Below are 11,048 nucleotides of genomic sequence, written 5' to 3'. Positions count from 1 at the left end.
CATCACCTAAATCGTGTTCTTATTATCGGAGTCTGACATGGAATTTCTAATGGACCCCTCAATCTGGGCAGGGTTATTGACGTTGGTGGTACTGGAAATTGTTCTGGGTATCGATAACCTGGTATTTATTGCCATTCTGGCCGACAAACTACCGCCTAAACAAAGAGATAAAGCTCGAATTATCGGGTTATCTCTGGCATTAATTATGCGTTTGGGGCTGTTGTCGGTTATCTCCTGGATGGTCACGCTGACCACGCCACTGTTTAGTGTCGGCAGCTTTAGCTTCTCCGGGCGAGATCTAATTTTGCTGGTGGGGGGGCTGTTCTTGCTATTTAAAGCCACCACCGAGCTACATGAACGGCTGGAGGGTAACCAGCACGATGACAGTGCAAGCCGCGGATATGCCAGCTTCTGGGCAGTGGTTGCGCAGATTGTGGTGCTGGATGCGGTCTTCTCCCTTGATGCGGTGATTACTGCCGTGGGGATGGTCAACGACTTGGCCATCATGATGACGGCGGTCATTATCGCCATGGTCGTGATGCTGCTGGCATCGAAAAAACTGACGCAGTTTGTTAACGCACACCCGACAGTCGTGGTGCTGTGTCTGAGCTTCTTGTTAATGATTGGCTTGAGCCTGATTGCGGAAGGCTTTGGTTTCCATATTCCGAAAGGCTATCTGTATGCCGCCATCGGATTCTCTATCCTGATTGAGCTGTTTAACCAGATTGCGCGCCGTAACTTCATTAAGCAGGAGTCCCGCTTGCCACGGCGTCAGCGCACGGCGGAAGCTATTATCCGTCTGATGGGCGGTCGTCAGCAAGAGCCGCAACATGGTGATGCGCAGTTGGCATTGCCAGCCGAGGCCTTTGCTGAAGAAGAGCGCTATATGATTAGCGGCGTGCTGACATTGGCCTCCCGATCATTGCGCAGTGTGATGACTCCGCGCACAGAAATCTCTTGGGTAGATTGTAATCGTTCACAAGCTGAAATCCGTGAACAATTATTAGATACGCCACACAGCCTGTTCCCTGTCTGTCGTGACTCATTGGATCAGATAATCGGTGTGGTGCGAGCTAAAGATTTGTTAGTAGCGATTGAACGCGGTGGCTCTATCTGTGAGTTTGCTGCACAGACACCACCAATAGTCGTGCCTGATACCATGGACGTGATTAATTTACTGGGCGTATTGCGCAAAGCAAAAGGGCGCTTAGTGGTAGTCAATGACGAATTTGGTGTGGTGCAAGGGCTGGTTACACCGCTGGACGTGCTGGAAGCTATTGCCGGTGAATTCCCTGATGAAGATGAAACGCCAGATATTATTGCCGATGGTGATGGCTGGTTAGTGAAAGGGGGGGCTGATTTGCACTCTCTGGAGCAGGCGCTGGATTGCCAGGAGTTGGTCAGCCCGACGGCTGATTATGCTTCATTAGCGGGCATGTTGCTGTCTCACTCCGGGCATATGCCAACGGCGGGGGATGTGGTTGAACTGCATAACCTGCGCTTTGAGATTATCGAAGTCTCAGATTACCGCATTGAATTAGTGCGTATTACCAAGCTGAGTAATGAATTGGAAGAGTAACACTCTGACAACTAAAAGAGTTTCAGCTAATGCGGGTCATCTTAAGGTGGCCCGCATTTTTTAATGGATATTCCAACGCTTTGTCATCCGTTTATTTTCATTTCATAATAATCAGCTTGAAATAATTACTCAGACAAATAACACGCATTATAATGTTTGTTATATTTATTGTTTAATGTGCGAATATTCAGTTATTTATATTTCACATAATTTAAATTAAATAAATATATAAAACTATAAAAATCACAGTGATAAGAATAACAGTAAATAATGATATTTATCATAAACATGAAATGCAGTTAAATTGCTTAATAATCAAAATGTTGTGTTGTTTTTTTTCGTATGAATTGGAAAATAAAAATATAATTATACAAAATGGAAATGCCAACTTGATAAGTTTGGTTTATGCTTAAATTCACTTAAGTAAGGAGGTGCTCAAACAGTCATATTAATATTTACCGTGAGCTTGGGTGCATCTAAAAATCCTAATATTGCTCTGATCTATTTTGTTTGGTCTGTTATTCAAAATAGAAATTCATTTTCTGCTTTTGACACCGCACAACCTATATTTTTGTAGCACTCTACCTATTAGTGATGGAGGTTTTATGAAAAAGATAGTTTTTGTTCTTGTGTTAATGCTGTCTTCATTTGGAACATTCGGCCAAGAGACAGCTTCGAGGCAGTTTGGTGATGCATTCTCGACACCTATCGCCGCTGAGGTAAACAAAAAAGCGTGCGATACTGAATTGCCGCCCTCTGATTGGTGCTGTGAGGTATGCTGCAATCCCGCGTGTGCTGGTTGCTAGACATAAAAATCATTACTCATCTTTCACTGTGCATAAGGGGAGCCGTAGCTCCCCTTAATGAAAACGTCTTTTCAATACAATAAATTAATTACATTGCACTTTAATGGCTAAACCACCACGGGAGGTTTCGCGGTATTTAGCATTCATATCTTTACCGGTCTCAAACATGGTTTCGATAACCTTATCCAGTGAAACGCGCGGTTCACTGGTGCGGCGCATGGCCATCCGTGCAGAGTTAATGGCTTTTACCGAGGCAATCGCATTACGCTCAATACACGGCACTTGCACCTGACCTGCAACCGGGTCACAGGTCAGACCTAGATTATGTTCCATGCCAATTTCAGCGGCGATGCATACTTGAACCGGGCTTGCGCCCAGCAGCTCGGCCAAGCCGGCAGCCGCCATTGAACAGGCAACGCCCACTTCACCCTGGCAGCCCACTTCAGCACCAGAAATCGACGCATTCATCTTGTACAAAATCCCGACAGCGCCGGATGACAGGAAATAGCGGATAAAGATTTCAGGGGTAACAGGCTCGATAAAGTGGTCGTAATAGGCCAAGACTGCTGGCACGATGCCACAGGCACCATTGGTCGGCGCAGTAACCACGCGGCCACCCGCAGCGTTTTCTTCGTTAACCGCCAGTGCGAACATATTGACCCAGTCAATAACATTCATTGGATCGCTGGACAGTTTATCCGAGGAAACTAACAGACGGCGTAATGCTGAGGCGCGACGCGGCACCCGCAGCGGGCCTGGTAGAACCCCTTCGGTATTCAGGCCACGATCAATACAGGCGCGCATGGTTTGCCAAATCGCCGTAAAGTAGGATTCAATCTCTTCTTTGCTGTGCATCGCCAGCTCATTCTGCATTACCATGCCGGAGATCGACATACCGGTTTGCTCGCAGTTAGCCAGGATTTCTTCAGCGGAATTGAATGGATAAGGCACGCTAACGGCATTAACCGCGGCTTTACCGAAATGCTCTTCATCAACGATAAAACCACCACCAATTGAATAATAGGTCTTGCTAAGCACCTTTTCATCACCGGCATAGGCGTGGATCTGCATACCATTCTCATGCAATGGTAAATTATCACTGCGGAATACCATCCCGCCTTCGCGCGGGAAGTCAACTTCATGCAACCCATTGGCCAGCATCAGTTTTTGACGTAATTCCACATCCCGAATAAACGCTGGAATACTGTCGATATCCACGGTATCGGGCATGTTGCCCGCTAACCCCATAATAATGGCGATATCAGTATGGTGGCCTTTCCCAGTCAGTGACAGTGAGCCATAAACATCGACGGCTACTCGCGTGATCGACGGCATTAACCCTTGAGTGACCAGCAAATCAGCAAACTCTTTGCCGGCTTTCATTGGCCCAACAGTATGAGAACTGGAGGGGCCGATACCAATCTTGAACATATCAAAAACGCTAATCACGCTAAAACTCCTTAACAACGCTTTTTGTTATTCCCGGACGGCCGAGAATATCTGTATTAAGTAAAGAGCCTGTAGATAGCTGCAGGTTACTTCGTATTAAGTATTGCTATCACCGGGCCCTGTAAATTGGGTTTCTACTGGTGTTGGCGCTATCAATTTGATATCGCAACCATGACATTTCGCTACCAATGAATCATTATCACTATCAGCTTTTAACCTTACATTTTTAGTGGTTTATAGTGATGAAAGATATTTTACAGATATTTCATAACGCTGACAGGTCAGTTTACAGTTTTTTTAAAATGGTTGTGCAGAGAAAGTAGAGTAAAAATCGAGATGATGGGGTGATAGGGATCGCTTTATGCTGTAATTCAGCTTTTTTAACCGTCATGCTGTGAAGCAGTTCACTCATTACCCGTGCTATTCATATGCCTATTAGTGTCAAATACTGACCTGCTGTGCCAGACGGCGAATAATTGCCGCAGTCAGCCCCCAGATAAATTGGCTTTCATACCATGAAAGATAGACCCGGTGATTGATTCCCCCGCGATGAATATCCAGTGAATAGTAGCGCGACAATCTGAGAGCTTCACGTAAGGGAATTTCAAATAACCCGGCGACTTCTTCTTCATTACCCTGAAAGGCGATATTGGCGGGAACCAAACCGACGACCGGTGTAACCTGATAACCGCTGGAACTGTCGAGCGGAGCCAATTGCCCTAAAACATGTACCGCGGAGGTAGGGATCGCCACTTCCTCTTCTGCTTCTCGTAGCGCGGTATCAATCAGTGAAAAATCTTGTGGGTCGGCTTTGCCTCCGGGGAAGGCGACCTGGCCTGCATGTTTGCGTAAATGATCGGAGCGCCGGGTGAGCAGCAATGTAGGTTCTGGTCGGCAAACAATAGGGATTAATACCGCAGCATGGCGGCCATTGGCAGAAAAACTGCCAGGTTGAGGCCGTTGCAGCTGGAATCGGCTAATAAAGTCAGACAAAGTTTGCCCCGATTGGCTGACAAATTTGTCATTCACAAGCGGGTCATTCATCAACTTATCATTCACAGACATAGCACTCACAGAATCCACTCATTCATAAATTAACTCTTTCCCAGTAAGGGTAATATTCGGGCGATTTTATCAAATGTCTCTTGGTATTCAGCTTGTTCCTGACTGTCAGCCACAATTCCGCCGCCGGCAGAACAATATATTTTGCCGTTTTCAGTCAGTAGAGTGCGGATGGTGATATTGGTGTCCATCGTGCCACAGCAACTAATATAGCCAATGTTGCCGCAATAGGCGTTGCGGCGCTGGGGTTCCAATTGTTCGATGATTTCCATGGCCCGAATTTTCGGCGCACCCGTTATCGAGCCGCCGGGGAAGCAGGCGCGCAATAATGCGGTTGGCGGTGATTCGGTGGGCAGAATTGCGGTAATGGTGCTGACCAAATGATGCACCGCCGGGAAAGGCTCGACCACAAACAGCTCCGGAACCCGCACGGTGCCCGGCTGTGCAACTCGGCCAATATCATTGCGCAGCAGGTCAACAATCATCAGGTTTTCAGCGCGATCTTTAGTGGAATTAGCTAACCGCTCCGCTTGCAAACGATCTTGTTCGGGGTCATCCAGCCGCGGCAAAGTACCTTTAATCGGGCGGGTTTGAATATGATGATTTTCCAACCATAGAAAACGCTCCGGTGACACACTCAAAATTGCATTTTTTTCTAAGCGAATAAAAGCCGAAAAAGGCGCTTGATTACTGCGGCTCAATGTCAGAAAAGCTTGCCATTCATCACCCTGATACTCCGCACTGAATCTTTGGGCCAAATTAATCTGATAACAGTCGCCATTGTGCAAATATTCCTGAACTTGCCGGAATTTTTCACCATATTGCTCTCGCGACATATTGGCCTGCCACCGGCTGGTTAACTTAAATGGCAAAGTGGCTTCGGGGTTTCTTTGTTGCAGCAACCACTGCAAGCGCTGTTCAGCATCGCCATGACAGACCAGTGTCAGTTTTTGCAAATGATGATCGGCAATCAAGGCCCAGTCATACAGGCCGACGGCCATGTCCGGTAAGGCGATATCTGGCTCGGCCAGCACCGGTAGTGTCTCAACCCGTCGGCCCAAATCATAACCAAATAGCCCTAATGCTCCGCCCAAAAAAGGTAGGTCAGGGTGGGGCGAAATAGCGGGAGAAAACTTATCCAATTGCTGCTGCAATAAAGAGAATGGATCTTCGAGGGAAAGCTCCTGGCCTTGCGCACTGATAATTTCTGTTTGCTCGCCCCGCGTGGTGAGAGTGACTTGCGGGTCGGCGACCAGAATATCAAAACGGTTATGGGTGTGTTCAGCAAATCCGGAGTGCAGCAACATGGCCCAAGCTTGATGGGCAAGGGGGGCGAATTGCTGGAGCAGGGCATCTGGTTGATAAGGCAAGGTTTTGCAGGTCAGGGTTTTCACACTCATGAGTCACGATTCTTTTCTTTCGGCTGAACATATTAGGCGGTAGAAAGGTATTTTCACCACCAAAGTTGGGCAAGATTAGCATAAATTACCCAGTGTTTGGGGGCTGTTCACCAGTGGCAGTCAATCCACCATAAATAGCTATTCACTTTAAATAACAATAAACAGGTATACTGAATCAATTATATGCAGGAGATAAATCAATGTTAGCGGGTATGCCTTCACTTTCTCATGAGGAACAGCAAGAAGCTGTCGAACGTATTCACCAATTCATGTCGGAAGGAATGAGCAGTGGTGAGGCGATTGCTTTGGTCGCCGCAGAAATTCGCGAGCGGCACGAGAATGATCCACAAGCCATGCCTATCTTTGAAGATTCTGACTTTGATGAGAGTGATGAGTCTGATTATCGTCGTGATAATGAGCAGGATGCGGACGAAATAGAAGATCCGTACGAAGGGTAAGCTCCGGTTTTGTGCTGTTCAATGCCAATAAACCCGCCGTGATGGCGGGTTTATTCATCAGTGCCAGATTATTTACCTGTCACAACTATCTACCTGTTACAACTATCTACCTGTCACAACTATTTATCAGTCACGACGACTGCGCTTGCGGCACGTTTTGCCACTTCAATCGCGCTATCAATATCATCTGCTACCGCCAACGCCACACCCAACCGCCGTTTACCCGCAATATCGGGTTTACCAAATAGACGAATTTGCGTGTCACCGACCAAGGCGGTTTCCAACCCATGGTAAGCAATATTATGGCTGGTCAATTCGGGTAAAATAACCGCCGATGCCGCTGCGCCATACTGACGAATGGTGCCAATGGGCAAGCCCAAAAATGCGCGCACATGCAAGGCAAACTCAGACATATTTTGCGAAATCAACGTCACCATGCCGGTATCGTGAGGGCGCGGTGAAACTTCACTGAAAATAACCTCATCGCCACAGACAAACAATTCCACCCCAAATAGCCCGTAGCCACCTAGCGCCGTGACCACTTGGGAAGCAATCTCTTTCGCCCGCGCCACTGCAATATCACTCATCATTTGTGGCTGCCAGGACTCACGGTAATCGCCATCTTCCTGACGATGACCAATAGGCGCACAAAAGTGGATGCCATCAACCGCGCTGATGGTCAGCAAGGTGATTTCAAAATCAAAGTGTACCAATCCCTCGATAATCACTTTACCGCCGCCCGCGCGGCCACCTTGCTGCGCGTAATCCCATGCGGCCTGAAGTTGCTGTTCATTACGAATCAAACTCTGGCCTTTACCAGAGGAACTCATCACCGGTTTGACAATGCACGGGTAACCTATCTCACTGACCGCCTGGCGGAATGCACTCTCGGTAGCGGCAAAGCGGTAGCTGGAGGTGGGCAATTGCAGCTTTTCGGCAGCCAGACGGCGAATACCTTCGCGGTTCATGGTCAAACGAGTGGCTTCGGCGCAGGGCACAACCTTCTGGCCCATATTCTCTAACTCAACCAGCATATCTGTGGCGATAGCTTCAATTTCCGGCACGATATAGTGCGGTTTTTCCTGCTCGACCAACTGCTTGAGCGCTGCGCCATCCAGCATGTTAATCACATGGCTGCGATGAGCAACATGCATCGCGGGTGCATCGGCGTAGCGATCAACCGCAATCACTTCCAGCCCCAGCCTTTGGCATTCAATTGCCACTTCTTTACCCAGCTCTCCAGAGCCAAGCAACATGACACGGGTGGCATTCGGGCGCAGAGCGGTTCCAATAGTCAGCATAGTTAGGTACCTACATCAGTGGGAAATTTTGACACGCGATGAATTTTACGGGCATGAGTATAAGGCAAAATGGCGACGAAAACGATTGCGTATTGGCTCTTAAGCAGAGAATCAGACCATTTTATCGGTATTGATGCGGTATAGTTCCGGCAATAGCCCTATATCTGGTATTATCGCGCCAAAATCTTGCGCTCGCCTTCAGGCCATCGCTGCCATTCCATTCCGTTATAAGAGTTACTGCCGTGAGCACAACGTCCTTTTCTTCCCTGACACTGCCTGCTGAGCAGTTGTCCAATCTTAATGAACTTGGCTATACCGAGATGACACCGGTACAGGCCGCAGCATTACCGGCCATCCTCAATGGGCAGGATGTTCGGGCAAAGGCCAAAACTGGCAGTGGTAAAACTGCGGCTTTCGGCATTGGTTTGCTGGACAAAATTGCTGTGGGTGAGTTTGTGACTCAAGCTTTGGTGCTGTGCCCAACACGTGAACTGGCTGATCAGGTCAGTAAAGAATTGCGCCGGTTAGCGCGATTTACTCAAAATATTAAAATCCTGACCCTGTGTGGCGGCCAGCCGATGGGCCATCAGTTAGATTCTCTGGTGCATGCCCCGCATATTGTCGTCGGCACTCCGGGCCGTATTCAGGAGCATTTGCGCAAGAAAACGCTGGTGCTGGATGACCTCAAAATTCTGGTGCTGGATGAAGCCGACCGCATGCTGGATATGGGTTTTACCGATGCCATTGATGATGTCATTGCCTATACCCCACCGCAGCGCCAGACATTGCTGTTCTCGGCGACTTATCCGGCGGGTATTGAGCAAATCAGTGCGCGGGTTCAGCGCCAGCCAGTCAATGTTGAAGTTGATGATGGTGATGAAGCGCCCGCGATTGAGCAGGTATTTTTCGAAACCACACGCGAAAAACGTTTGCCGCTGTTGATCTCCGCCCTCAGTCATTATCAGCCCGCTTCTTGTGTGGTGTTTTGTAACACCAAGAAAGATTGCCAGAGTGTCTATGAGGCGCTGGAGTCCCGTGGCATCAGCGTGTTGGCCTTACATGGCGATTTAGAACAGCGCGACCGTGATCAAGTGCTGGTGCGTTTTGCCAACCGCAGTTGCCGGGTGTTAGTCGCAACTGATGTTGCTGCGCGGGGTCTGGATATTAAAGACTTGGAACTGGTGGTCAATTTCGAACTGGCATTTGATCCCGAAATTCATGTGCACCGCATCGGCCGTACCGGGCGGGCAGGGATGAGCGGTCTGGCGGTGAGCCTGTGTACCCCACAGGAAATGACCCGCGCCCATGCCATTGAAGATTATATGCAAATGAAACTGAAATGGACGCCAGCCGAGCAGGTAAGCCGCAGTGCTAACACCATGCTGGAACCTGAAATGGTCACCTTATGTATTGATGGTGGCCGTAAAGCTAAAATTCGCCCTGGCGACATTTTGGGGGCTTTAACGGGTGAAGCCGGTCTGACCGCCGCGGATGTGGGTAAAATCGATATGTTCCCGGTTCATGCCTATGTTGCTATTCGCAAGGCGAGTGCCAAACGGGCTCTTCAGCAGTTACAGCAAGGCAAGATCAAAGGCAAAAACTGCAAAGCCCGTTTATTAAAATAATCACAGTAGAGGGCGATGGTGGTTGCATCGCCCCGACAAATCACATTATACTGTGATTATGTACAGTAATCTGTAAGTGAAGAGGACGCGTATCAATGGCCGTTGAAATAAAATTCGTCGTGGTAAGACAGGGTGAGGAAAAAATGACTTTCACAACCAAAAAAGAAGCCGATGCCTACGATAAAATGCTGGATTTGGCTGACAATTTGTCTGAATGGTTGGCACAGTCACCTTTAACACTTGAAGAAGATCAACGCGAGGCTCTGAGCTTCTTCCTTGCAGAGAACAAAGATGCATTAGGGCAAATTCTGCGGGGTGCCCAGCCAGCGGCCTCCGCCGAGGGGCAGCCAAAAGCGAAAGTTGAAAAAATCGCATCAGAGAAAAAATCCAAACCTGATGAAAATCAAGCGGCTTAATCTGCCTGATTTCGGCAGGAAGTGAAAAAGGGATCTAAAATGAATCGTGAAATCACCTTCTTTCGCCGGTTTGAGGCGGATATTCTGGCCGATCGCAAAACGATCACTATCCGGGATAGCAGTGAATCCGATTTTCGCCCAAGGGAAACCCTGCGTGTATGTCGCAATGAAGACGGCGTATTTTTCTGCCATATTTTGGTTAAATCCGTCACTCCAATCACCTTGGATACACTGACGCAACACCATGCCGAGCAAGAAAATATGTCGCTGGATGAACTGAAAAAAGTGATTAAGGAGATCTATCCGGGGTTGGAACAGTTTTACGTGATTGAATTTACTCAGTGTTAATTAAATAGCGTTAACATATTAATTTTTAGCGCTATTCGTTCTGTAACCCCCCTTTCAATCATTGTTCCAGCCAGAGGATAGAAATAATAATATCTGGAGGAATGATGAGAAAGACAGGACTCGCCTTAGTAGTGGCCGTCGCTTTAGCCGGTGCCATCAGTAGTGTACAGGCCCAGGAACCGCGGGTAGCAAAAGTCCCTACTTGTACTGGGTTAAATCAATCTCAGGTTGCGACTCAAGTTAAACGTGATTTTCTACAAAATCGTATAACACGTTGGGAAGCGGATAAAAAAGGGTTGGGTACTGATAGCCCGGTTGTCTGGATTAGCGCGGTAGACATTACAGGCCAAGATGATATCTGGCAGGTTCCATTGACCGCTCGTGGTAAAAAAGGCGATAAAAACTACCAAGTGGTGCTTGATTGTAAAGCTGGCACTATCGCCTATACCTTGCGTGCTTGAGGCCGCAGGGGTGGAATTAAGCTAATCACAACAGGTGCTGGCGTAAAGGTATCCTGCACCTGTTTATCATGTTGCTTATCATTGAATTACACTCTTTCAACTCAAATTTAAGCAGATGCTGCCGCTTGGCATCGACAGGTAAT

The 11,048-nt window shown here is 48.0% G+C and carries 11 protein-coding genes; 7 read left to right on the top strand and 4 right to left on the bottom strand.

Features of this window, described 5'->3' with window-relative positions:
* The first annotated feature begins 37 nt into the window (after nucleotides 1–37).
* A complete protein-coding gene (locus DXZ79_RS11800; RefSeq protein WP_038632408.1) occupies nucleotides 38–1,579 on the top strand; it encodes a TerC family protein in 1,542 nt (513 codons plus the stop codon).
* A gap of 605 nt (nucleotides 1,580–2,184) precedes the next feature.
* Nucleotides 2,185–2,385 (top strand): ST-I family heat-stable enterotoxin, encoded by a 201-nt coding sequence (locus DXZ79_RS11795; protein WP_071841716.1) that lies wholly within the window; start codon nucleotides 2,185–2,187, stop codon nucleotides 2,383–2,385.
* A gap of 84 nt (nucleotides 2,386–2,469) precedes the next feature.
* On the opposite strand, the gene DXZ79_RS11790 is transcribed toward DXZ79_RS11795, so the two are convergent.
* From DXZ79_RS11790 to pabB, 3 genes are all read right to left on the bottom strand, one after another.
* Entirely contained in the window at nucleotides 2,470–3,834 is a 1,365-nt protein-coding gene (locus DXZ79_RS11790; protein ID WP_038632410.1) for an L-serine ammonia-lyase, read from the bottom strand.
* Between the two features lie 441 nt (nucleotides 3,835–4,275).
* Nucleotides 4,276–4,878, bottom strand: coding sequence for a CoA pyrophosphatase (locus DXZ79_RS11785; protein ID WP_038639469.1), 603 nt, complete (start codon nucleotides 4,876–4,878; stop codon nucleotides 4,276–4,278).
* Between the two features lie 50 nt (nucleotides 4,879–4,928).
* Nucleotides 4,929–6,296, bottom strand: a complete 1,368-nt coding sequence (pabB, locus tag DXZ79_RS11780) for an aminodeoxychorismate synthase component 1 (RefSeq protein WP_120011288.1) — start codon at nucleotides 6,294–6,296, stop codon at nucleotides 4,929–4,931.
* A 200-nt stretch (nucleotides 6,297–6,496) separates the two neighbouring features.
* Here pabB and DXZ79_RS11775 point away from each other — a divergent pair, with 200 nt between their 5' ends.
* A complete protein-coding gene (locus DXZ79_RS11775; RefSeq protein ID WP_038632414.1) occupies nucleotides 6,497–6,754 on the top strand; it encodes a YoaH family protein in 258 nt (85 codons plus the stop codon).
* A gap of 119 nt (nucleotides 6,755–6,873) precedes the next feature.
* Here the strand turns inward: DXZ79_RS11775 and purT are convergent, their stop codons facing one another.
* Complete coding sequence (gene purT / locus DXZ79_RS11770) at nucleotides 6,874–8,055, bottom strand: formate-dependent phosphoribosylglycinamide formyltransferase (RefSeq protein ID WP_038632416.1); 1,182 nt, start codon at nucleotides 8,053–8,055, stop codon at nucleotides 6,874–6,876.
* 242 nt (nucleotides 8,056–8,297) lie between these two features.
* On the opposite strand from purT, the gene dbpA reads away from it, so the two are divergent.
* The 4 genes from dbpA to yebF all read left to right on the top strand — a co-directional run bounded on the left by dbpA (nucleotide 8,298) and on the right by yebF (nucleotide 10,905).
* Complete coding sequence (gene dbpA / locus DXZ79_RS11765) at nucleotides 8,298–9,680, top strand: ATP-dependent RNA helicase DbpA (RefSeq protein WP_038632418.1); 1,383 nt, start codon at nucleotides 8,298–8,300, stop codon at nucleotides 9,678–9,680.
* 95 nt (nucleotides 9,681–9,775) lie between these two features.
* A complete protein-coding gene (locus tag DXZ79_RS11760) occupies nucleotides 9,776–10,096 on the top strand; it encodes a YebG family protein (RefSeq protein ID WP_038632420.1) in 321 nt (106 codons plus the stop codon).
* A gap of 39 nt (nucleotides 10,097–10,135) precedes the next feature.
* Nucleotides 10,136–10,444 (top strand): N(4)-acetylcytidine aminohydrolase, encoded by a 309-nt coding sequence (gene yqfB / locus DXZ79_RS11755; RefSeq protein ID WP_038632422.1) that lies wholly within the window; start codon nucleotides 10,136–10,138, stop codon nucleotides 10,442–10,444.
* Nucleotides 10,445–10,548: 104 nt separating this feature from the next.
* Nucleotides 10,549–10,905, top strand: a complete 357-nt coding sequence (yebF, locus tag DXZ79_RS11750) for a protein YebF (RefSeq protein WP_038632424.1) — start codon at nucleotides 10,549–10,551, stop codon at nucleotides 10,903–10,905.
* The last annotated feature ends 143 nt before the right edge of the window (nucleotides 10,906–11,048 follow it).

Origin of the sequence: Yersinia rochesterensis (genome assembly GCF_003600645.1) — a bacterium.
GTDB lineage: Bacteria > Pseudomonadota > Gammaproteobacteria > Enterobacterales > Enterobacteriaceae > Yersinia > Yersinia rochesterensis.
This window is presented reverse-complemented; position numbering and strand designations above follow the sequence as displayed.

Coding starts and splice junctions, on each gene's coding strand:
- DXZ79_RS11795 (WP_071841716.1), top strand. CDS start 2,185: ATGAAAAAGATAGTTTTTGTTCTTGTGTTAATGCTGTCTTCATTTGGA.
- DXZ79_RS11800 (WP_038632408.1), top strand. CDS start 38: ATGGAATTTCTAATGGACCCCTCAATCTGGGCAGGGTTATTGACGTTG.
- yebF (WP_038632424.1), top strand. CDS start 10,549: ATGAGAAAGACAGGACTCGCCTTAGTAGTGGCCGTCGCTTTAGCCGGT.
- pabB (WP_120011288.1), bottom strand. CDS start 6,296: ATGAGTGTGAAAACCCTGACCTGCAAAACCTTGCCTTATCAACCAGAT.
- purT (WP_038632416.1), bottom strand. CDS start 8,055: ATGCTGACTATTGGAACCGCTCTGCGCCCGAATGCCACCCGTGTCATG.
- DXZ79_RS11785 (WP_038639469.1), bottom strand. CDS start 4,878: ATGAATGACCCGCTTGTGAATGACAAATTTGTCAGCCAATCGGGGCAA.
- yqfB (WP_038632422.1), top strand. CDS start 10,136: ATGAATCGTGAAATCACCTTCTTTCGCCGGTTTGAGGCGGATATTCTG.
- DXZ79_RS11760 (WP_038632420.1), top strand. CDS start 9,776: ATGGCCGTTGAAATAAAATTCGTCGTGGTAAGACAGGGTGAGGAAAAA.
- DXZ79_RS11775 (WP_038632414.1), top strand. CDS start 6,497: ATGTTAGCGGGTATGCCTTCACTTTCTCATGAGGAACAGCAAGAAGCT.